The following is a 22,388-nucleotide window of genomic DNA, read 5'->3' on the forward strand; positions in this document are numbered from 1 at the left end:
AGCATGTAGGGTCCGTCTAATGTTCCACAAATCGCATCACATACGGGATGCTGTGCCCGCTTTCTCTATGTGCTGGAGTGCCGGCAGGAGCAGGTGGTAATTGCAATTGTTGCTCGATTGTTTCTTTTAGCAAATCATTGGCGTCGATATGCGATAGTTCATTCAGCGCGGCACGGTCAATAGCATTGGCCGACCGTTCGGCCCGCTCGCTGGAGAAGCGTGCCCATGCCTCAGCCAGCCAGAGGCTGGCGCGGATGCGTTCGCGCGTTGCTTCCTGCTTTTCGACGTTCTCAGCGTTCTCGGCGCCCTTGTTGGAGCGCCAGATGCGCCAGGCACGCGAGAAATGTACCATACTCGCGCCAGGCCTGGAACGCGCAAGTTGCAATATACCTGATGCCATTTCGAGCCATCCCCATGCCCTCGCTTCAGCAAATGTCAACGTAGCGAACCGCGCACCATTGGCTCTATCTGTTGCCTCACCTCTACCGGCGATAGGCAAGTCTCCACTCACGCCTTTTAATTTTGTGCGCGCAGAAAACACTAACCCCTGGGCATCTTCCGTCTTGCCTTCCAGGCTAAGTCGTATGGCTTCCTGAGCGTTTGCTACTGCATTATTGAAAATCGAAGGTGTCGTATCGGCCATGATTTATTAAGGCACCGGTTACTGGCGAAGATGTAACTGCTTTAATGTTCAGCCTCTTGCAATACCGCTGCCAGGAGCAAGCGATCAGGGCAATGCTGGGGAAATTTCTTTGCGTAACATACCAGGCAATAATCTCCAACCAGCTCCTCATCGTCGCCCGTACCATAGTAGGTGATGGTGTGTGGCGGACAGGCGTAGTGGCCGCAAGGAAGCAGAACGGCTTCTCTGTCGTGTGGCAGCCGGTGTGGGAATTGTTCGATATAGCATACATGTGTACTCATCATTTTTCCTCTTACTAGCAGCAAATAAATTTGGGGAAGATGCATCTCTGGACTGTCTGCATAATATCGCTCTCTCACATGTGTGTCAAGGTGAAGACTATATTTTGTTCCGCCCGCTTGTCATGCATTACCATAACATGCTACACTCTCTATAAGGGAGATAGTATGTAACAGTTCTATGCCCATCATAAAATTCAGTAGTGCGAGGTGGTCGTTATGATTAAACCTGGTTCAATCGCCGAAATGCAGAAGTTTATTTTCGGCACGCAGATATTTTGTTCCGATGGTGAGGATGGCTCGCTGGTTCAGGTCATTTTTGACCCTGCTACCCGGCGCCTGACACATATAGGTGCGCGGCAGGGGCGTTTCTTCGGCAAAACTCACCTTGTTTCGTTTGAGCACGTCGTTAATGCTTCCGGTGAGGCTATAACGCTCGATCTCAGTCTTGCCGATGTCGCTTCCACAGATAGTTCAGGAGTGAGTGGAGTATCCCTCGAAAGAAAGAGTGTCGTAGAGCTTGTCGGTTCCTCAAGTAAAGGCACGCTGCTGCTCGTTGCTGTGCATCCAGGGAATGGGGAACTGGCCTATCTCGTGGCCCACAATATCCGCCCCGGGCAGGACACTCTGTTTCAGGAGAAGTACGTCGGCTCAATAGAAGCCGGGCATGTGATGGTGACGATTCCGGAAGAGGTCCTGCAAAGCCTTCCACCTTACCGGCCTGATGATGTACTCCAGCGCGAGGTAGAGGGCATTCTGTTCGATTTTACTCCATTACATGTTGACCTGAAGGCCATCAATATTCATGTGTTGGATAGTGTCCTTTACCTGGACGGTAACATCTCCAGTTCGCTGAAGCGTGATATTGTGACCGACCAGGTATCGGGCGTGCAGGGCTTGTTGGAGATCAACAACAACCTGGTTGCCGACGATACGCTGGCGGCAGGGCTGGCGAGAGCGTTGGGCCAGGACCAGATCACACACGACCTGCCAATAGGCGTCTACCCGCGTCTTGGAGTCGTGCGCCTGAGCGGTGCCGTCCACACCGGCCAGCAGAAAGCGGTTGCCGGAGAAATAGCAAAGAACTATCCAGGAGTGCGTTCGGTAATCAACAACCTGGTGATCGACCCCAATGCCGAATTGCTGAACGTTATGTCGGCACCCGAAGGCGGCGATGCGAAAGATAAGGTGCCTGGGAAATATGTCAGGCATACAAAGTAGCTGTTATCCTTTTGAGGGATGGCCGTAAACATGTTCTGAGATGCGAAGGCATCCCTCATTTCTTCACGTAAGATAGTCTCCCTTGTCCTTCCTATTCTTCCTTTCCAATCGCCCTGCATCAGTCTCACCACTTGTTGACAGAATCCCGGTATAAGAGTATCATCGATGAGGTAAGAAACTATCGTTGTCAATTTTGAACCAATAGAAGTCGGACTGAAAATACATGATGGAGAGTTTAGACCAGCTCAAAACCACTGCACAAGAAGCGTCTCCTCCAACCCCCGCGATCGATACAGATGAGCCAAAAGATGCTGAAGCCGCGCGGTCAGGTAGTGAAGCAATGGCAAGACCGGTGCCCACCCAGAAGCGCGAGATCGCAGCCCAGGCGCTAAGAACACTCTGGTTCGAGTTTCAGCTTGAGGGTGAACCGCTAATTTTCCCCTCACCCATTGGGGGAAGGATGCAGATTGAACATCATCCTATGCTCCTCAACCGGCTTGTGGAAGTGGACAGAGAGCAAGAGAAGGCGCGCCCCGGCCAGCTCAAAAATTGGAGACGACTGCCCGCGCCAGAATATGCTGCCGGTATTGCTGCAATCGGTGAAGTCAATACCATCTTGAAGGCGGACCTGATCCAACCGGCAGAAATTGGTGATACGGGTACCGTACCTGCCGCTCCCTACAGCTGGATATACTATATCTTCGAGGATGGTTGGAAAGCCCTCTCCGTCTACTTCGAGACCGATGGGAACGAGACTGCCGCGCTGGCCGCTATTCCCATGGGACGCCAGGATGATTGGCTGGCCTTTCTCAAGCACCTGGATGACCAGCACAAGTCCTACTGGATTAAGGATCACTATGGCCGTATAGAGATTATCGGCGGCGATAGTGACCTCGCAGATTCAATTAAAGCTGCCTCATATGATGATCTGGTACTACCGGAAGGAACATTACTTCAGATAAAGGCGCAGCGCCACATCTTTGACAAAGCAGTCTTGAGCCGGTACGAAGCCCTGCATATGCCGCGCCTGCGCAAGGTCCTGCTCTTTGGACCATCCGGCACCGGCAAGACAACGCTTCTGAGGGCCGAGGGCGCGTTTCATGCAAAGCAAGACGGCCTTGTCCTTTATGTTTCTTCGACTCCACCGGGGCGCAATGGCAGTCCCTGGCAAAATCTGGCCCAGGCACTCAATGTGGCGGCGAAGTGCAGTCTGCCAACGCTCATCTTGCTCGAAGACTTCGAGGCATTTATCGTCAATCCTCCTGACCTGCAGCAGGTTCTCAATATGCTTGATGGCGTAGGCGCGCCTGATAATCCCGCTGGCACATTGTTGCTGGCTACCACCAGCGATCCGGAGAAGATCGACCAGCGCATTCGCGACCGGCCAGGTCGTATTGACGTTTTGATTGAAATGGGGCTGATTGACAATACTGAACTTGCATTGCGCTTCCTCAAACATTTCCTCGGTGAATACTTTAACGAGGAAGAGCATACCTCCGTTGCCTCACTGCTGTTGAAGCAGCCGGGCAGCCATTTCCGCGAGGTATGTATCTCCGGCCTCATGCATGCTCTGGAGATGGGCCGCTCGGATGTGCTGAAAGAAGACCTGCTCTGGGCGCATGACATGATTATTACGGGTAGGGACCTTGCTTCCGAAGCTGAAAGATTCTCGCCCTCAGTAGCGCGCAAACGCGGCAGCTACTTCGGCAAGAATTCTTAGTAGCGTCTGATATCAATCTGCTGATTGCCAGGCTTTGAGCGCGTGTTTTATAGTTTCCGATGAGAAAAGCTATAGGACACGCGCTCAAAGCTCTTTTTGTGTACTTTCCTGCCGGCATAATCGTGTGAATCCTGAGAGGATAGTAGATGATGCGATGTTATACTGAGAAAGGAAAGGGAGTACATGGCAGATTCGGAGAAAAATAGGAATAGCAACCAGGATACAGGTGCGGTATCGAATGATCAGGGCTTTCAACAACCGGGCGGGCAGAATGCCGATTACAATAAGATGATTCGAGATGAGCACCTGGGCACCGCTAAAGGCGAGGGCGAGCCTGAGGGCGGTATGGGTACTGGAACCCAGCCTGATACCGCGCTTGGCAGTGGGAGAGCACCTGGGGGCGCGGCCACAAGTAACAGCACGGTCGCCGGTGGTGGAACCACGGGCGGCACAAATCCGGGCGGCATTACCACTACGGATCGTGGCAGACCGTCTATGCGCGATTTAACCACCAATAGCGATCCCATCATGGGTGTAGGTGGTCGCGGCGACATAGCGGGCCAGGCCCCACCGAAACCCATCCCGGAGCAGGATATTCATACTGAGGAGAAGTCCAGAGATCAATCGTAGGAAGTAGATCAGGGAAAGCCGATATGGATTTCAACAACTTAGTCTGACAAGGGACGCGGGCCGATCAATCGGCGATGGGTACGGTATGCCTGTCCCCCAGACAGACTGCCCGGCCCCTACGGCTTCGCCGTGGCAATGGAATGCATATCCCACGGCGAAGCCGTAGGTCCCGATTTATCGCGGACACCGCCGATTTATCGGCCCCCAACAATCACACCGATAGCTTTTCCAGCGCCTGGTCCAGGTCACTAATAATATCCCCTACATCCTCGATGCCGGCAGATAAGCGGATACAACCATCTGAAATGCCGATATGCTGGCGCTCAGCGGGTGTCAGATTGCGGTGTGAAGACATGGGTGGGTAGCTCACCTCGGTATAGACATCGCCGAGCGTTGTGGCCGGTAAACAGAGTTTCAGGCTGTCCATGAAGCGGTAAGCAGCGTCGCGGGACTGGCTCTTTAATTCAAATGCCAGCAGCCCGCCAAATCTTTGGGATCGAAGCATCTGTGAAGCTAGTTCATGCTGTGGATGGTTGGGCAGTCCGGGATAATAGACGCGCTCAACGGCAGGATGCGCTTGCAAGAATTGCGCTACCTGCAAGGCATTCGTACAATGCCGCTCCATGCGCAGTGTCAGCGTCTTCAATCCACGCGCAATCAGAAACGACTCGAACGGACTGAGCATCGCTCCCAGCATGGTGGCATAGCCGCGCAGCTGCTCGACCTGCGCATTGCGAGCGCTCACGATGACTCCGGCGGTGCTATCACCATGCCCGCCGAAATATTTCGTTGCGCTGTGTACAACGAGGTCGAAACCGAGCGTGATGGGTTGGACAAGATAGGGCGTGGTGAAGGTGCTATCGACGATGCTCACCGCGCCAACCTCATGAGCGGCGGCGCTGATTGCGGCGAGGTCCGTTACGCGTGTTAACGGATTCGAGATTGTCTCTACGTAGACAACATCTGGCTGCTCTTCCCGGATGATATCCCCAGCCTGGGCGCAACAGAGGTCGCGCAGTTGTACGTCGACACCTACCGGTTTGAAGATGGTGCGCATCAGGCCGATTGTCGGACCATAGAGGTCCTGGGCGGCCAGAATCTTCGCTCCTGGCGCAAGCCCTGCTGTCAGCAAAGCGGCATGAATGGCCGCCATGCCGGAGGCAAACACCACAGCGCCGGCCCCTTTCTCCGCCCGGGCCAGCGTATTCTCAAGCGCCTGGGCGTTAGGATTCCCTTGCCGCGCATAGACATAGGCCTCTTCTCCATTGGAGAGACGACCGGTAAAGGCCTGGTCAAGCGCTTCCGCGTTGGCTTGCAGGTAAGTTGTGCTGGCGTAGATAGGCTGGGTGGTTGGGACTATCGGATTGCTTGCATTGGCAACGCTTTTACCCCCATGCACCAGCAGCGTGTCTAAAGTCCAGGTTGAGTCATCGGATCGTTTCAAAGTACACCTCGCGAAGAGAGCGACACCAGGCTCCTTCCCAGGTCTCCTACTGCCAGCGATGCGCACGCATAGATGCAGGGCAACCAGTAAGGAACGCCGATCATGTCAGGATGTAAATACGAAAAGGCTCCGGCTGCTACCAGCGTCATTTCAATGAGCGTGCCTGTAATAGCCACCACGAGCGCAAGCAACAAACTTTGCCAGCGTCTCCCGCTGAGCAGCCAGAAGTTGAGAAAGATGAGAATGAGCAATCCTGCTTTGGCAATCGAGTCGAGCATACTCGCTCCCACCAGCTGTGCGAGCAACAACCACGATAATTCGCCAATGCTGATTGTGAGCCTGCGTGGAGGGCGAATATTGCCGATCAGCGGATCGACCAGCGGGTGAGAATAGCCGATGGCGACGACAGCAGCGCCAAAGAGGAGCGGCACCCACCATGCCATTCCGAACAGAACAGGCATACTATAACGCTCGACATGGCTGTACACGTCGATGGCATCGAGGCCCGTACCGAACACCGCGCCCAGTAGGAAGAGCGACGTTATTACCCATCCCGAATGCTTCATATAGCCATAACCAATTCACAACTAAGGCGTGCAGAGCCGGTTAAGATAGCGGAGCGCATCCAACAGTTCCTCAATTGATGGTAAGCTGGCTTCATCATCGGCTATCCATTGTTGATAGAGCGCGCTGTATCGGTCGGCCAGGACGATGCTGGGTCGAATGGTCTCCGCTTTGCCTTCCCAGAAGGTATAACGGGAGATAACTTCCCCTGCCGGGTCGGCAAGAAGCGCGAAAGGCAGCTTCAAATCTTCCTGGGTTTGCAGGTTGGTAATGACCGTATCGGGTGAAATTGCCAGGATTGAGCAATCCTCCTCACGAAACTCCGCATAATGCTGCGCGAATGCCCGTAGCAGGCCGCGCGTTTCTCCTGTGGTCGAGCTTCTTGTAATCAACAGCACCAGGTGCTCGCGTTGTTTGTAATCCCACGGACTATGCGGCATGCCATCCGCGCCCGGCAGGGTGAAAGCAGGGATGATCTGTCCCACTTCGATCAGTGGCTGGTTCGTATTCGACATAGATAAAATCCTCATCATGTCAGCAAGAACTGGATTTTCGGATGTGTCCTCATGTAGCATTGTACATCATGGGGGATAGGGGATGCGTTCTCAATAGCATGGAAAGCAGCAAAAATAACTGGTGATTACTCATGATGTGACGGGGGATTCTTCGCTGCGCTCAGAATGACACCCCTGGGTGTATCATGGTCTGGGCGTGTCATAGCCAGGCATGCCATGGTCTGGGCGTGTCATTCTGAGCGCAGCGAAGAATCCCCCGCGCAGTTGTCCCGCTGTCCCGCCTTGCATCACCTGGCTCATTTATGGATAACCATCAGAGAAATAACGCTTGTATTTTGTTTAAACACCATGTAATCTTGAAGGAAAGAGTCATAATTTAAATGAAGAGAGAAGGATGTTCATGCGCCGTACAATCTCCGCTGCAATGGCAGGATTGGTCCTGATTCTGCTGGTAGTAGTAGGCAGCCTATTTGCCTCTAAGCAGAGTGCTGCTCAACAGTCAGTATACCCACCACCGCCGCGATCAAATAACCATGGTTTTGGGTTTCCAGCGCTTACTCCGCATATTAATCTATCAAAACCCAATCTGCCCACATTTACTGCGCAAGACGTCGAACAATATGTTTCACAGACTGGCTCTCCGGTTGGGCCTCTTGTCAAGGGGGCGCATTTAACTTTCATCAAGATTCTTTTTGTCACCTCAAGCCAGGCCAGTGATATCATGGGAGGGGAATATATTGGCTTGCCTGCCAACGCTCCTGTTTGCTATGTAGTGATCCATGGCCCATTCTTGGGAACAAACTTACATCTTTCTCCTTCAGCACATATTAAGCAGCCGCCTGTGGTAGATACGACTGAGATAGTTCTTGACGGTCGTACCGGAAACTTGCTTGTATGGGGAGCACCTGCTACGGGATACCCGTAGATATCCTCATGAATTAGCAAGTAGCCCTGGATTTCCAGGGCTGTTTTTTATGGGCAAAGTACTACGCGTTCAGGTATCACAAACAACATCGCTTGCAATCAAGGCCCACAAAGTCGCATAATTAAGGCAGTCAAAAAATATATCGTTGTGGAGGTGTAGAACTTTATGGAAGGTACAATGATGGCGGCCCTCAAAGCGGAGGCGGCGCCTGGAGCAACGGTTGCCCTGGTTGACATTCCTCGTATCGGCCCGCGTGATGTGCTGGTGAAGGTGAAAGCAGCCTCTATCTGTGGCACAGACATGCATATCTATGAGTGGGATGCGTGGGCGCAGAGCCGCATGACTACCCCTCGTATCTTTGGTCACGAGTTTGCCGGTGAGATCGTCGAGGTCGGCGACGAGGTAACGCAGCTCGTTCCCGGCGATTTTGTCGCGGCGGAAACCCATATTACCTGCGGGCACTGTTATCAATGTCGCACCGGTCAGGCACATGTCTGCCAGAATGTGCAGATTATCGGCGTAGACCGCGATGGCGCGTTTGCCCAGTATATCGCTATTCCCGAAAGCGTGGCCTGGAAAACCGGCAAAGAGATCGATCACAAGGTCGCCTCTATTCAAGAACCATTCGGTAATGCCGTGCATGCCACATTCGCGGGCGAAATTGCCGATCAGACCGTGGCAGTAATCGGCTGTGGCCCCATTGGCCTGTGGGCCGTTGGGTTATCCCGCGTCTCAGGCTCCAGCACCATCTTTGCTATAGAACCGAATCACAAGCGCCTGGAAATCGCCATGAAGATGGGCGCGGACTATGTCATCAATCCCCGCGAAGTCGATCCGGTGCAGAAAGTGCTGGATGTTACTGGCGGGTTGGGCGTCGATGTCGTGCTGGAGATGTCCGGCAACCCATTGGCAATCCGGCAGGGCTTCAAGATGCTGCGCAGCGGCGGGCGTGTCTCTCTGCTTGGCATTCCCTCGCGCATGGTCGAACTGGATCTCGCGAACGATATCATCTTCAAGGGCGCGACCGTGCTGGGCATCTCCGGGCGGCGCATCTTCGATACCTGGTATCGCACGCGCAGAATTCTCGAAGGCGGTCAACTCGACCTCAAGCAGGTCATTACGCATACACTCCCGTTTGAGCAGATTCACGAGGCCATGGAGATCATGAAATCTGGCGACTGCGGCAAAATAGTGCTGACTTTTGACTGATCTAGCAGTGTAATTCATGTGAGGGCGCGATTTGTTGCGCCCTCCGTTCAAGGAGGAAGCATGGACAAACTACAGCAATATTTAAAGGGCGAATTGGACGGGCTGCGCGCGAAGGGCGTCTTCAGCCTGCCACGCGAATTGGAGACGGAACAGAAGGCCACCGTTATCATCGATGGGCACGAGGTCATCACCCTTTCCTCGAACAACTATCTTGGCCTGACCGTCCATCCACGTCTGAAAGAACTTGCGATTGCGGCGATTGAGCGCTATGGCGTCGGCTCAGGCTCGGTTCGTACCATCGCCGGCACTATGTCGCTGCACAACGAGTTGGAAGAGAAACTGGCGCGTTTTAAGCATACTGAGGCCTCACTCACCTTCCAGTCCGGCTATGCCACTAACCTGGGTGTGATCTCGGCGCTGATGCAGGAAGGCGATATGATTATCAGCGACGAGCTGAATCATGCCAGCATCATCGACGGTATTCGCCTGTGCAAAGCGCCGCGCAAAGTGTATCCACATAAGGACATGGCTGGTCTGCGCCGCGCGCTAGAAGAGTCCAAAGGTGCTAACAAGGTGATGGTCGTTACTGATGGCGTCTTCAGCATGGATGGCGACATCGCCCCGCTGCCGGAGATTGTCGAACTGGCCGAGGAGTATGGCGCTTTCGTGATGGTGGACGATGCTCACTCCAGCGGCGTGCTGGGCAAGAATGGGCGCGGCAGCGTCAACCATTTCGGACTGGACGGCCGAGTCGCCTTGCAGGTAGGTACGCTTTCCAAGGCCATCGGTGCGCTCGGTGGTTATGTAGCCTGTAGCAAAGACGCGCGCGATTTCCTCTTGCAGCGTGCCAGACCGGTTCTCTTCAGCACTTCTCATCCGCCCTCTGTGGTAGCAACCTGCATCGGGGCTATTGATATTCTTGAGGAGGACAACAGCCTGGTCGAGCGCCTATGGGAGAACACCGCTTTCTTCAAGCGCGGCCTGGAACAGCTCGGCTTCAATACCGGGCGCAGCGAGACCCCCATCACGCCCGTTATCGTTGGTGAAGGCGCCCTGGCAATGCAATTCAGCCGGCGTCTCTTCGAAGAAGGCGTGTTCGCGCAGGGTATCGTCTATCCCACCGTTCCCGCCGACAAGTGCCGCGTCCGCACCATCGTTACGGCGTTGCATACCCGCGATGAACTGACGAAGGCACTCGATATCTTCGAGAAGGTGGGGAAAGAGCTGAAGATCATCTAAAAAATGGAAATACCCACAAATGCCCGCGGGCATTTGTGGGTATTTCCATTTTTTAGATGATCTTCGATAAAATCAGTGCCTCAATCGCTTGCGCAACGCCTTCCTCGGCATTGCTGGCGGTAACGTAATCGGCCTGTTTTTTAACCTCTTCGTGCGCGTTGCCCATCGCAATACCCAATCCGGCGAATTGCAGCATGCCGATATCGTTATGATTATCTCCGAAAGCCACAATCTCCTCGGGCGGAATATGCAAATCTGCCGCGATCACTTTCAAAGCGTTACCTTTTGATACGGATGGATGCAGGAATTCTATCAGGTCGAACGAGGATTGCGTGACATAGAGCTTGCCCTCGAAGAGCCTTTCAAGCTCTGGCCGCTTGCCCCGTATCTTGCTCTCTTCTCCAACGCCTACCAGTTTGACGCACTGCAATGGGTAAAGGCTGGCCACGTCCTCAACCTCAATGGCCGGTGGTACCGGCGGGCGATACCAGTTGCGGGCGCGCGGAGTATTTTTATCGACATAGACGCGATGAATGGTGTGATAGGCCCGGTAGAAGCCGAGGCCGCGCAGCGTGTCGAGGACGGGCAGAATATATTCGGTGGGGAAAGGCTTTTCGTGATAAATGTTGCCCTGCAAATCGGCAATCACGGCCCCATTTTCAATGATCTGCGGCCCTTGCAGTGGCAGTTCCCCACAGACGCTCCGTAAGACGGCCAGATTCTGTCCCGTGGCAATCACTATGGTAATGCCTGCTTCAGCAGCGCGGAAGAGCGCCTGGCGGGTGCGGGGTGTGATAATTTTATTGGGTTGCGGTGTAAGTAGCGTTCCATCAAGGTCTATGGCGAGTAGGCGGTACACGAGTTGCTCCTGAGCTGTTATTTATTCTCTGTTTCCATCAGTATATCTAGCTTGGCTGTCGTCTTGCAAATTAATCTTCGCTCGAAAGTATTGCCAGATCGTTCCGGCATATCGCGCAGGTGCAATTATTCTCTTCAATCGGCTGTTGACCTCCAATTGGAGCCAGGATATGATCGATGATAGACGACCAGAAATAAAATTTCGCCTGCACATTACTGGTGGTAACAAACTTCTCCAGTAGCTCAGCAAGCTGTGGGTCCCAACTATGCAGATCTGAAAGCATTCTTTTGCTGCTCACCCACCATCTCCTTTGAAGCTGATAGTGGTACTTGAGGAAGTCATTTAGACCAACATGCATTGCGAGAAGCGCCGTTGTAGGGTCAGTACGCAGATTTCTCTTCACCTTATTGTTACCATGGTAAAACATAAACTGGACAAATTGATACTCTTCCGGTGGGATTCCTTTGAAAGCGGCTATTGATGCCAGGGGCGCCTCCTGAGTGTCCAACAATCCTGTGACCGTTGATCATCTCCTCGAAAAAACCATAGGCGTGGCAAGTAGGTATCTTTTGAGGCTCAGGTAAGGCCACTTTTCCGCTTAGCACGATATCAGTATATTCCTTGGTGAGCAATCTATGTTCCTGCAGGGCAATGGAGAAATTGAATAAGTCTTCGACAGTTGAGAAGCCTCCACCGGCAGGACCGCCCTTGATGACATGTAGGAAGAGGTTGTTTTTGCGCAATCCAGGCTCAGTTGCTCTTTCTTGTTGGGTACCAGCACTATAAGGCGAACTCCACTTCCTGCGGTTCAGCCACGGGGCTGTAGGACATCACGGGCGGCGACACCTTCAATCCTTCGACATTTTCATAGGTGGAAAGTTGCTCGGCAAATCCTTCAGCGCCGGCCTGCGTAACTACTGCCAGCTTATCCAGCAGCGCCAGGTCTTCCTCACCGGTTAGCTCTTTGAGCATGATGCCCCAGGTATCCCAAAGCAGCAGTTCCATCTTGTTTTGCGCGGCCAGGTCTTGAATCAGTTTGTGGCCAATAAACCACCATCCCTTCGCAAAACTATCAGGCTCGACGCCGAACTTGTCGGGGTTGGCCCTGTCCGCTCGACACCATTGCCATGCCAGGCCACCAACGATGAACTGGTCGCGAGGCACATCATGTACATCAAAGCGTATCCGATTCTCTTGAATATGTCGCTCGCTCATTTCCGGATCAACCAGGCGCCAGCGTTGTTCTTTGGCATCCCAGCATTCCACTATTTCGTGATCGTGGTTGAAGCCAGGAGTAAAGTAAGCGGCAAAACCGATGCGCGTGCGGGTAGGGATGCCGCGATAACGCGCCATGGAGCAGAACAGGGTCGCGAAATCACGACAGCATCCTACGAACCGCTTTTCAGGAGAACGCGCCCCGGTCAAGGGACGGTCATCGAGTTCGCGTATGCGTGCTAGCATCTTCGGTACGTAGCGGGTATCGATCTCAGCTAAACGTTCGTCCGGTATCGTATAGTTGAACATCGCCGCGCCTCGATAATGGATAATCAGTCCCTGCACGACTTTGCAGAGGCCGGCGATATCATAAGGTAAGTCCTCGTAAAGATGAGCATATTCTGCCGGGTTGGTTATAGAGCTTTGCTCTGTGTAGTAGGTTGCCAGGTCCACGGTTGCATGCCTTCTTTCATCTGATGTTTCTGTTAAGCTCTGTTATTACTAACGCCATTATAACAAACAAATTCTGACATCTGGTGTCAAGTTTCGCTCAAAATTTTGCAATCTCTCTCCCAAGCTTGTTCTCTTCTTAAATACGAGCAACAATTCTTAGCATAAAACTGATCCGTTTGAAAATATAGGAAGTCGTATGGTGTAGAGTTGAGCTATAACGGCTGGCTACAGATAAAAGGAGGGATAATGTCAATTGAAGCCGTTATCTTCGATTTTGGGGGTGTGATAGGGATAAGAGAAGATTGGAGTAAGCGGATTGAGGTCTCGGAAACTTGCCAAATGCATAGCTCACTCTTATACTACCATTCAGAGCCTTTTGCTAGAAAATAAATTGTGTTTGGAGAAACAGGTTTGCAAGGACAGGTACAACGACCTCGGATAGATCATATCGAAAAAGTCATTGTCGTTGGCAGTGGCAAGGGTGGCGTAGGGAAATCTACCATCAGTGTCAACCTGGCGGTTGCGCTGGCAAAACGTGGCGCTCGCGTTGGTTTGCTGGATGGCGACGCGTATGGCCCTAGCGTGCCGATGATGCTCGGCGTGCGCAAACGCAATGCCAGCCAGGGATGGAACGCTACGCTACCCCTGGGACAACGTGAAGAACTGACTTCTGAGCAGATGCTTCAACCCTTGGTGCGCTATGGCGTCAAGGTAATGTCGGTTGGCTTCTTCATTGGCGAGGAGCAGGCGGTAGCTCCCATGCCCGATGTGCTGGGAGTGCTTATTCGCCAGCTTCTCTATACAGTGAATTGGGGACCGCTCGACTACCTGATCATTGATCTTCCCCCTGGCAATGGCGAGCCGCAGGCCACCCTGTGTCGCGAACTGCACCTGGATGGAGCCATCCTCGTCACCACGCCGCAGGATATCGCGCGCATTGATACCGCGAAAGGTCTTGGCATGTTTCAGAGCGCCGGAGTCCCTGTACTTGGTCTCGTACAGAATATGAGCGGCTTCGTCTGTCCGCACTGCGGCAATCATGTCGAGATTTTCCCGGCCAGCCCCGAATATCGTGCCCTGCTGGACGAATTGCCCCGGCTGGGAGCTATTCCGCTTGATCCTGCCACAGCAATAAGCGGTGACAAGGGCCAGCCGGTAGTGATAAGAATGCCGGAGTCTGCGGTTGCGCAGACCTTTGCCTGTATCGCGGAGAAGGTTGCGAATGCCCTTAACGCATCAATTCCTTGACTGGAGGCATGTTTCAATATCATAATCTCTACATTTATTGCTCTCATGATAAAGTTTCAATCCCAAACAGGCATAACCTTGCTACTAATAAAACAACACAAGAGGTGTCACATGAAGTTACACAGCTTTAGAATCGAGCGCCCATGAAGGAAAAGCTCAAGGGCTGGCTGGCCGGCCTTGCCTTTCGCATCATCGCTTTATTTACATTGGGACAAATCTCTCCGCTGCTTGGTGCCGGAATAATTATTGAGCAAGACGGCAAAATATTATTGATAGACCGTTCCGATGGGCTCGGCTATACTGTTCCTGGCGGCATCGTGCGTTATCGCGAAACGGTCGAGCAGTGCGTGCTGCGCGAGGTACGCGAGGAGACAGGTTACAACGTCAAAATAACCGGGCTGGTGGGTGTCTATTCGCGACATGACCGTGACCCGCGTTTTCGCGCGATAGCCATTGCTTATAAGGGCGCAATCATCGATGGAGCCTTGCATGGTTCCGGTGAGGGTCAACCATGCTGGCGCACTCCCGAAGAGGTCTTCGGCCACCTGGCTTTTGATTGCGAAGAAATGCTCAAAGACTATTTAAGCGGACAACAGCGTTTTGCCTGATCACCTTGTCCTATTATGGACTTTGACACAATAATCTGGTATCAGGGGCCGACGATAAATTTTATCATTGAAATCGGTAAGCGTCCCCTATTGGCATATGGATATTGGCTGCGCCGTGATGATCCTCTTGCTGGCCGCGGTTGATGAAGGCCTTGGCGCGGGCTTTGCCGGATTCCCTGCCGAATATTTTGCCGAAGCACGTAAATTGCTCCGCATCCCCGATGATATAACACCCGTCGGCGTCATTCCTATCGGCCACCGCGCAAAAGATATCCCCTCGCCCTCGCTCAAACGCGGCAGAAAGCCCGACGAAGAATATATTCACCGTGAAACATGGTAGATTGCTGGCTATGGGGATAGGCAAAAAGAAAGGACAGAACAATGCGCCTCGCTCTTCTATCTGATATTCATGGCAATGCAGTTGCCCTGGACGCCGTTCTGGACGCTCTAGCAAAACAGAGGGTAGATTCCATCGTCTGCCTGGGAGATGTAGCGGCCAGCGGCCCGCAACCGAGGCAGGTCATCGAGCGCTTGAGGGAGATCGGTTGTCCTGTCGTGATGGGCAATACGGACGATTGGCTTCTGGAGCCTCAACTGAGGGAGAAAACCGATAATTGGGGCCGGCACTTGCAGGATGTTGAGTTCTGGGACTCGCAGCAGCTTTCTTCCTCAGACCGCGAGTACCTGCGGAGCTTCCAGCCCACGCTTGAGATTCCGCTGGTAGATGGTAAGATGCTGCTCTGCTATCATGGCTCGCCGCGCTCTTATCGAGAAGGTATCGTCGCAACAACATCTGAAGATGAACTGGACCAGATTTTCGCGGGCCAGCAGGCCGCGATTATGGCCGGTGGGCATACCCATATGCAGATGTTCAGGCGCTACAAAGATGCGCTGATCGTGAATCCGGGCAGTGTGGGTTCAGCCATTGATCCCGTGTCGCCATTCGCAGAGATTCGCAATGCGGCCTGGGCCGAGTATGCCATTATCGATGCTGGAAACGGCTTATTGAGTATTGAATTGTATCGTCTCCCATTTGATTTCGAGGCCGTTATTCAAGCCGTGCGATCAAGTAGCATGCCTCATGCGGAATGGTGGATCAGCGAATGGAGCAGGTAGCATCAGGAAGCTACTGATGATATGTGCAGCTTGATGTAATCCACGAAGTGAGCAACAGTTCGTTGCTCACTTCGTCCATAGATAGGCGGAGATGGACTCTTCAGCATAGGGCCTGCCACTGGCGCGGATGATGCGGGCCAGCTCATGAACATCAAAAGGAACATGCCGGAAGGTGATGCCCAGGCAATCTCCATCAGAGGTGACGATCGCGTAATCGGCCCAGGGGTCAACCCGCACACGGCCTGATGCGAGGTCCATGAACTCCCAGTTATAGGCCAGGCTCACGCTACCTGGATTGAAATACCAGGAATTGCCCAGGCGCCGCATTTGCTGCGTATGAGTATGTCCGCCGGTGAAGAGTGTCGCATTATGCCCATTCAAGTACTGCCGTACCAGGTCACCTGGTGTATCGGGCAGGATGATCTCGTCGAAAGAGCGTGGCGAGCCATGAAAACAGAGCAGGGTCTTTCCACCTTCCAGGGGGATCTCAATCGTGGGGCGAAATTGCCGGATAAAGGCGATATCGCTTTCCGAGAGTTGGGCGAGTGACCAGGCTCTCACTGTGCGCTGTTGCTCGCTGGTCTTTTCACTCGCGGATGTCTCCTGGCCTGTGATTAGCCAGGCATCCGCGTTGCCCATCACGACGGGACAGTTCAGTTCGCGCAGCCGCGCCACGGTCTTGGCAGGCTGTGAACCCCCTTGTATTGCATCGCCCAGACATACAATCTGCTCAACGCCCTGTTGCCGAATATCTTGAAGCACCTGGTCAAGCGTGAAGCATTCCCCATGAATATCGGAAATCACTGCAAGACGCATAGAAGCAATCCTTTCGCTCTGATTAGAGGTCTATCTCGTTGCGCCTGCCGTGAGTATACCATAAGAAGACATGGTTCACTACCTTTTAGGATTGCTCTTCTGCACTGTATCCACCACAAACTTGCCCCCGATAATCAACGCGGCTACGATGATGCTGAGCGAGAGGCGATTCGCGGCGCGGTTCATGCTTTTGATCGCATCATCCAGGTGATCGACTTCCAGGCGCAGCGTGAGCTGGTCGTTTGATAGCTTATCCAGGATCATATCGGTGCGGCGCGGGGAGTTTTCCACCAGGCGCTTCATGTCGATGACCCAGGCGAAGACGCGACCGGGCGAGAGTTGCCCCATAACGCGCTTTTCCATCACCTTCAGCATATAGTCTCGGATCAACTGTACCGGATCAAGCTGCGGTGAAAGCACGCGAATGGTTCCATCCAGGTTGAGCATGGCTTTGCCCAGCAACGTCATCGCCGTTGGCACCGGGGTGTTATTAGCCTGGGCCAGTTTCGTCAAATCCAGCAATGCAGTTCCTATAGCCATACGCCCACCGCTCATGTCATGATAGCGGCTGACGAGCGCCGATACGTCCTGGGTGAATGCGCGCCGGTCGACATCTTTGGGAATTTCGATCATGTCGAGGTACGTATCCGCTACGCGCTCCCCCAGGCGTTCAGAGAAGGCCAGCAGCAGCAGGATGATATTGTCCTTCTGGCCGGAGTCGAATCGCCCGACCATGCCGAAGTCCATCAGCGCCAGGCGCCCATCATCTGCCAGTAGAATATTGCCAGGATGAGGATCGCAGTGGAAGACGCCGTCGATCACCATCTGCTTGAGGTAGGCGGAAAGCAGTTCTTTGGCAATGGCGCGCGAATCGAGCGCGTCAAGCTCTTCGCGGCTCACGTCTGCCAGGTGCCGCCCATGAATGAAGCTCAGCGTCAGCACGCGCCGCGAGGTGTATTCGCTGAAGACGGTGGGAGTCGTCAGAAGTTGGAATTCAGCTACCTGCTTGCCAATCAGGCGCGTATTATCGGCCTCCAGGCGGAAATCCATTTCCTGGTTTAGACTACGTTCCAGTTCGCGCACAATTTGCAGAAAGCCGTAGCGTTTGCCAAAGGGCGTGTACTTTGAGGCGAAGTTTGCCATCTCGTGCAGGATTTCGAGGTCGATCTCGATACGCTGGCGCACACCGGGACGCTGTACCTTGACGGCTACTTCGGTACCATCGAGCAGAATGGCGCGGTGTACCTGGGCCATGGAAGCGGTTGCCAGCGGCTCGCAGTCGAATTCAGCGAACAGTTGTGAGATGGGTGCTCCAAGCTCACTCTCGATAATCGCGGTCACCTTTCCGGCGGGTACCGGTGTTACCGTGCTTTGCAGGCGAGAAAGGGCCTCGATGTAGTTGGCGGGCATCACATCCGGGCGCGTACTTAACAACTGTCCCAACTTAATAAAGCACGGGCCGAGTTCTTCGAGCGCGCTGGCTAGACCAGCAGCATGATCCTCTTCTTCCTCATCATGATAGCCATTGAGCAAGTGGTGATCATCGTCCTCTTCCTCATGTCGGTGAGCCAGGCCGAATTCGGCTGCTACGTGGTGCAGCTCATATTTACGAAATACGCGGAAAATCTCGATATAGCGCTCAGGGTGACGAGAGAAGCGGTTCGTGATCAAGCTTTTAAAAGAGGTTTCTGAATTGACGTGATCTTTCAGGTTTGCCATACAGGTCTGGTGATCTCCTTTATCCTTTGTTGGGTCAGGAGAAGACCATCCTCCTTTCCTTCCTGCTTCTATGTTGTTCCACAAAAGGGATGGAGGCTATGGTCGACCATAGCCTGCTTCATCCTTTAAAGCAACGTATGAAATGCCGTTTTAGATCACCGGTTTACCGCATCCACTGACGAGTATGGACTTGACTAACCCGAACCAGCCCTGTTTCCCTGTCATTCTGAGCGATAGCGAAGAATCTATGGCCTGGGGGACACGAGCCGTCGGGCAACGTAGATTCTTCGCTATCGCTCAGAATGACAGGAGCAGGCAGGCCATGTGACGAGAGCCACAATCGGTTTATTTCGTCAAAATCCATTCTCGGCCCTCCTGGGATGGAGCCTCTTGAACGGTATGATATAGTGGAGCAAGTAGTATGGGCGCACCCTTGTGGTCGCCCTCGGGCCTTTTAAATCTTGAAACAGTCTTCCCTGTAGAACCTCAGATATGTATGGGTACACCTTTGTGGTCGCCCTCGGGCCTTTTAAATCTTGAATCAGCTGGAGGTCATTATGCCAATTTGTCCAATTTGTGATGATACAGGCCTGCAAAATTCAGATTCGACACACCCAGAATTCTGCTATTGTGCTGCCGGCAAACAGGCGAAGCGCCAGTGGGAACTCAGTCATGGAAGCCAGGGCAAAAACCAGCCGAAGGCTGCCAGCTTCATCGATATCGCCAATCTTGACGAGGTAAATGCGAGCGTCGAGGCCATGCGGGCCTCGCTGCTTGGTTCGGCCGCCGGTGAGGTCGCCGCATCAACAAAGCATCCTTCTGTTCAACTGCTCTACCAGGTTGCTCACGCGGGCCACGAGATTTCAGTGTATGAGGCGACCCAACTCTACGAACTGGCCAAAGCGTTAGAAGTGTTCCTGGTTGGATTAGGCCCCATCGGCAGTAAGCTCAAAAAGTAATACTTATGTATAGTATTTATGGGGTAAATTATTGACACCTTCCTGTGTTCTCTACTACCATACGTTTAAGAGGGCACATTCATGCAGGTTCATACATTTTGCGAACCAGGGGTACGATAATGACCTCGAGCTTGATTTGAGAACTGTCTTGTAAGGCAGATTTTTCCAACGGATCATCACATTTTTCCATCGATTTTGGTTTCTCTAGCAGGCAAGTAGGCCCGGCAGCTAAATGTGCTAGAGGACGGGGCGGAAGCTATTTCAACGTGTATTTGTAGGCGCAAAGAGGGGTGCAGTATGAAATGTCCGCGTTGTGGCAATGAACTGGATGCAACTAAGGGTGCTTGCGCAAGTTGTGGTTATGTCATTCGTTTGACGGGCCAATCAGGAGGCTCAGCATGGCCCGCTCCTCATTCTTTTCAGCATGGGAATCCGCAACCTGGCGTATTGTCAGGAGAAAGGCAGATTTCAGGCGATTCGCCTAATCCATGGCGGCAATCTGCCAGCCCATCGCCTGTCAGGCAGCCCTCGGACGACTTGCCCAATCCGTGGCGCCAATCCGGCGGCTTGCCACCACTGGCACCACAGCCGATCGAGAAAAATCCGCCGCTTAAAAAAGAAATTGATTCATGGCAATCAGCACAACCGGCAAGGGTACCGGGGACAGACGCTTTATCGATGAACAATAGCGTACCACTCACTCCTCCAGTGATGCCATCGTTTGAATCGTCCCCATCTACGGGCACGCTGCGACATGACCAGGGTCGCCGGCAGTCACAGCCCTTGCCACCACTCTCAACAAGCGATCCTTTCACACGAGACCGCCAGCAGATGAACACTCCACGGCCCGCGGCAATTGCGCAGCAACAGTCGAATCCGAACGTTCCGGCGGTTATGAAACCGAATACACGGCCATTAAACGCAGGCCCATTGTTGCCCGGCGTACTTTTACGCGGCGGGCGTTATCGCTTGCAGGAAATGTTGAGGCGCCAGGACTGGATACCGGGGGTATTCGAGGCAACATGGATCGGCAAAGATGCCCAGCGCAACGGATCGCAGGTGATGATCTGTGAGCTGGTTCTTCCTGATAAAGCTTCGGCTACGACTCAATCGATACTGCGAACTGCTACCACGTCACTTGCATCTATAGGTCGTCATCCTCATATCCCGGCGCTTTGGGATGCCTTTAGTGACCAGGACCGCAGCTTCTTTGTTTTTGAGCCTATCGAGGGTGAATCTTTGCTTTCGCGCCTGCACCGCAGTGGGCGCGGCGTGCCGGAAGATGAAATCATCGAATGTTGCTTGCAAATGACAGAAGTACTCGAGCTTCTGGCCCAGCAAAATCCTCCTACGGTACATGGTCTCATCCGGCCCGAACATATTATTCTGGCACGTAGTAGCGCGCAATTCGTGTTGATCAACTTCTCGGTTGTCCTGGCAGGCGGTGCAATACAGTTCGTCACCGGCATGGATCGCGCGCTCCTGTCTCCCTATACTGCCTCAGAATTTGTGCGCGGCGTAATAGATGTGCGTACCGATATGTACTCTCTGCTCGCCACAGCATATCATGTTGCCACGGGAAGCATTCCAAATGCGATCAATGGGAATATTATTCCGGCCAGACAGGTCAACAACAATCTCTCCACCGAGTTCGATGCCATTTTGACGAAAGGCTTGCGTGCTAATCCCGGCCAGCGCTACCAGCGCCCCTCGGAGCTGCGCCAGGATTTGTTGGCCGCGCGCGCGGCTAATAAAATGCCCGCGGCAGGAAGTAGTAGAGAGCGCCTTGTCTATAGTTTCCCTGTGAATTCGCAGCCACTCAACGATGCGAGAAATGGGCAGAGCGCTCAACCTGTGCTACAACGCCCTGATCCGGTTGCTGAACCATTGCCGGATTTGTTGATCCCCGGGAGAGACGATAAGGGAAAGCAGCCAGCACTCCCACGCCAGGAAAATCTTCCTCAGGCAACGGAGAGTAACTTTATGCGCAATATCTCTATCTTTTTCGCTCTGTTCATCGTGGCCCTTATCATAGCTGCTGTGCTCAGCCAGATCATGCACCCTTAGAGGTGGATTATAGCTTCGTGCCTACATGGATAGCCACAATTCCTCGCGTGAGCCGGTAGAAGCGTACATCGCTCCAACCGGCCTGCTCCATAATGCTCTTGAGTGCCGGGGCGTCGGGAAAATTGGTAAGCGAATTCGGCAGGTAGTTATATTCCTCGACAGCCTTTCCGATAATGGTGCCGAACAGGGGCGCGAGCCTGTAAAAATAGAAGCGAAACAGGCGACCAAAGAGCTTGCCGGGAGGATGGCTGATTTCCAGGCATACAACGCGCCCGCCTGGACGTACAACGCGCAACATCTCGCGAAATCCCTGCTCTCTATCGCTCAGGTTCCGCACCATAAACGCGGAACAGCAGCCATCCACGCTGTTATCGGGCAGATCAATATGTTCGGCATCGCCAATGCGCAATTCGATGCGATCCTGCAAGCCCAGGCGTGCCAGCTTCTTTCGTCCCACTTCGAGCATTTCGGGTGTGATATCCATGCCGATCATGCGCGTACCCGGCCCGGAGCGGCGAATGACGGCGATGGCAAGATCAGCCGTACCCGTACCGAGGTCCAGCCCTAATTGTCCCGTTCCAAGAGCCAGGTACCTGGCAGCACGCGCGCGCCAATACCTATCCAACCCAAAACTCATCAGCCGGTTCATCAGGTCATAGATATGCGCGATGCGCCCAAAAAGGCGCTGGACATAGCGACGTTTGCCGCCCGTTTCACGAAATTTTTCCTCGAAATCCACAGTGGTCATGCTTGCCTTTCAGTTTCTGCTCTGCGGGGCTTTTATTCTCTCTGGTTCAGATTCTAGCAAACCCGGATATCCCTGATTGCCTTTCTCAACTGGCATATTAGGAATGCCTGATTTCAATCCCTCAATGGGTTCAGGAAAAGATTTGGCTTGTTTGCTATCTTCAAAAAATGATACTCTGTTAGAACTTGAGGC

23 protein-coding genes are annotated in these 22,388 nt (G+C 53.3%); 12 read left to right on the forward strand and 11 right to left on the reverse strand.

What is annotated here, in order from left to right; translation table 11 throughout:
• Positions 1–16 precede the first annotated feature (16 nt).
• Together VFA09_22435 and VFA09_22440 are read right to left on the reverse strand one after the other, a co-directional pair.
• Positions 17–643 (reverse strand): hypothetical protein, encoded by a 627-nt coding sequence (locus VFA09_22435; GenBank protein ID HZU70046.1) that lies wholly within the window; start codon positions 641–643, stop codon positions 17–19.
• 41 nt (positions 644–684) lie between these two features.
• Positions 685–924, reverse strand: a complete 240-nt coding sequence (locus tag VFA09_22440; GenBank protein HZU70047.1) for a hypothetical protein — start codon at positions 922–924, stop codon at positions 685–687.
• Positions 925–1,140: 216 nt separating this feature from the next.
• Here VFA09_22440 and VFA09_22445 point away from each other — a divergent pair, with 216 nt between their 5' ends.
• From VFA09_22445 to VFA09_22455, 3 genes are all read left to right on the forward strand, one after another.
• Positions 1,141–2,142 (forward strand): BON domain-containing protein, encoded by a 1,002-nt coding sequence (locus VFA09_22445; protein HZU70048.1) that lies wholly within the window; start codon positions 1,141–1,143, stop codon positions 2,140–2,142.
• A gap of 223 nt (positions 2,143–2,365) precedes the next feature.
• A complete protein-coding gene (locus VFA09_22450) occupies positions 2,366–3,862 on the forward strand; it encodes an AAA family ATPase (protein ID HZU70049.1) in 1,497 nt (498 codons plus the stop codon).
• 183 nt (positions 3,863–4,045) lie between these two features.
• Positions 4,046–4,492, forward strand: coding sequence for a hypothetical protein (locus VFA09_22455; GenBank protein ID HZU70050.1), 447 nt, complete (start codon positions 4,046–4,048; stop codon positions 4,490–4,492).
• 211 nt (positions 4,493–4,703) lie between these two features.
• Here the strand turns inward: VFA09_22455 and VFA09_22460 are convergent, their stop codons facing one another.
• Genes VFA09_22460 through VFA09_22470 form a run of 3 tightly spaced genes read right to left on the reverse strand, consistent with a single transcriptional unit; the run spans position 4,704 to position 7,015 of the window.
• Complete coding sequence (locus VFA09_22460) at positions 4,704–5,936, reverse strand: PLP-dependent aspartate aminotransferase family protein (GenBank protein ID HZU70051.1); 1,233 nt, start codon at positions 5,934–5,936, stop codon at positions 4,704–4,706.
• Positions 5,933–6,502, reverse strand: coding sequence for a hypothetical protein (locus VFA09_22465; GenBank protein ID HZU70052.1), 570 nt, complete (start codon positions 6,500–6,502; stop codon positions 5,933–5,935). The genes VFA09_22460 and VFA09_22465 overlap by 4 nt, the downstream gene beginning before the upstream one ends.
• 21 nt (positions 6,503–6,523) lie before the next feature.
• On the reverse strand, positions 6,524–7,015 hold the full coding sequence (locus VFA09_22470; protein HZU70053.1) for a redoxin domain-containing protein: 492 nt from the start codon (positions 7,013–7,015) through the stop codon (positions 6,524–6,526).
• Between the two features lie 400 nt (positions 7,016–7,415).
• On the opposite strand from VFA09_22470, the gene VFA09_22475 reads away from it, so the two are divergent.
• The 3 genes from VFA09_22475 to VFA09_22485 all read left to right on the forward strand — a co-directional run bounded on the left by VFA09_22475 (position 7,416) and on the right by VFA09_22485 (position 10,388).
• Positions 7,416–7,940 carry a hypothetical protein gene (locus tag VFA09_22475; GenBank protein HZU70054.1) on the forward strand — a complete coding sequence of 175 codons (525 nt, stop codon included), beginning with the start codon at positions 7,416–7,418 and terminating at the stop codon, positions 7,938–7,940.
• Positions 7,941–8,105: 165 nt separating this feature from the next.
• Positions 8,106–9,149, forward strand: coding sequence for an L-threonine 3-dehydrogenase (tdh, locus tag VFA09_22480; GenBank protein ID HZU70055.1), 1,044 nt, complete (start codon positions 8,106–8,108; stop codon positions 9,147–9,149).
• A gap of 60 nt (positions 9,150–9,209) precedes the next feature.
• Positions 9,210–10,388: a glycine C-acetyltransferase gene (locus VFA09_22485; GenBank protein HZU70056.1), complete on the forward strand. Its 1,179-nt coding sequence runs from the start codon at positions 9,210–9,212 to the stop codon at positions 10,386–10,388.
• A gap of 52 nt (positions 10,389–10,440) precedes the next feature.
• On the opposite strand, the gene VFA09_22490 is transcribed toward VFA09_22485, so the two are convergent.
• The 3 genes from VFA09_22490 to VFA09_22500 form a co-directional block, all read right to left on the reverse strand.
• A complete protein-coding gene (locus VFA09_22490; protein ID HZU70057.1) occupies positions 10,441–11,247 on the reverse strand; it encodes a Cof-type HAD-IIB family hydrolase in 807 nt (268 codons plus the stop codon).
• Between the two features lie 70 nt (positions 11,248–11,317).
• Positions 11,318–11,545, reverse strand: a complete 228-nt coding sequence (locus VFA09_22495; protein HZU70058.1) for a hypothetical protein — start codon at positions 11,543–11,545, stop codon at positions 11,318–11,320.
• A gap of 482 nt (positions 11,546–12,027) precedes the next feature.
• Positions 12,028–12,915 (reverse strand): transglutaminase domain-containing protein, encoded by an 888-nt coding sequence (locus tag VFA09_22500; GenBank protein HZU70059.1) that lies wholly within the window; start codon positions 12,913–12,915, stop codon positions 12,028–12,030.
• A 393-nt stretch (positions 12,916–13,308) separates the two neighbouring features.
• Between VFA09_22500 and VFA09_22505 the strand changes: the two genes are divergently transcribed.
• The 4 genes from VFA09_22505 (at position 13,309) to VFA09_22520 (ending at position 15,887) form a co-directional block, all read left to right on the forward strand.
• Positions 13,309–14,163 (forward strand): P-loop NTPase, encoded by an 855-nt coding sequence (locus VFA09_22505; GenBank protein HZU70060.1) that lies wholly within the window; start codon positions 13,309–13,311, stop codon positions 14,161–14,163.
• Positions 14,164–14,306: 143 nt separating this feature from the next.
• Positions 14,307–14,771 (forward strand): NUDIX hydrolase, encoded by a 465-nt coding sequence (locus VFA09_22510; GenBank protein ID HZU70061.1) that lies wholly within the window; start codon positions 14,307–14,309, stop codon positions 14,769–14,771.
• A gap of 97 nt (positions 14,772–14,868) precedes the next feature.
• Positions 14,869–15,111 carry a nitroreductase family protein gene (locus VFA09_22515; GenBank protein ID HZU70062.1) on the forward strand — a complete coding sequence of 81 codons (243 nt, stop codon included), beginning with the start codon at positions 14,869–14,871 and terminating at the stop codon, positions 15,109–15,111.
• A 41-nt stretch (positions 15,112–15,152) separates the two neighbouring features.
• A complete protein-coding gene (locus tag VFA09_22520; GenBank protein ID HZU70063.1) occupies positions 15,153–15,887 on the forward strand; it encodes a metallophosphoesterase family protein in 735 nt (244 codons plus the stop codon).
• Between the two features lie 66 nt (positions 15,888–15,953).
• Here the strand turns inward: VFA09_22520 and VFA09_22525 are convergent, their stop codons facing one another.
• Together VFA09_22525 and VFA09_22530 are read right to left on the reverse strand one after the other, a co-directional pair.
• A complete protein-coding gene (locus VFA09_22525) occupies positions 15,954–16,703 on the reverse strand; it encodes a metallophosphoesterase family protein (protein ID HZU70064.1) in 750 nt (249 codons plus the stop codon).
• Between the two features lie 78 nt (positions 16,704–16,781).
• Positions 16,782–18,422 (reverse strand): AarF/UbiB family protein, encoded by a 1,641-nt coding sequence (locus tag VFA09_22530; protein HZU70065.1) that lies wholly within the window; start codon positions 18,420–18,422, stop codon positions 16,782–16,784.
• Positions 18,423–18,979: 557 nt separating this feature from the next.
• Here VFA09_22530 and VFA09_22535 point away from each other — a divergent pair.
• The gene (locus VFA09_22535) at positions 18,980–19,381 is read left to right on the forward strand and encodes a hypothetical protein (GenBank protein ID HZU70066.1); all 402 of its coding nucleotides are present in this window, start codon (positions 18,980–18,982) and stop codon (positions 19,379–19,381) included.
• Between the two features lie 297 nt (positions 19,382–19,678).
• A complete protein-coding gene (locus tag VFA09_22540; GenBank protein ID HZU70067.1) occupies positions 19,679–21,448 on the forward strand; it encodes a protein kinase in 1,770 nt (589 codons plus the stop codon).
• A 7-nt stretch (positions 21,449–21,455) separates the two neighbouring features.
• Here VFA09_22540 and VFA09_22545 read toward each other — a convergent pair whose 3' ends face one another.
• Positions 21,456–22,196 (reverse strand): class I SAM-dependent methyltransferase, encoded by a 741-nt coding sequence (locus tag VFA09_22545; GenBank protein HZU70068.1) that lies wholly within the window; start codon positions 22,194–22,196, stop codon positions 21,456–21,458.
• Positions 22,197–22,388: the final 192 nt, after the last annotated feature.

It is taken from the genome of Ktedonobacteraceae bacterium (genome assembly GCA_035653615.1).
Classification (GTDB): Bacteria; Chloroflexota; Ktedonobacteria; order Ktedonobacterales; family Ktedonobacteraceae; genus DASRBN01.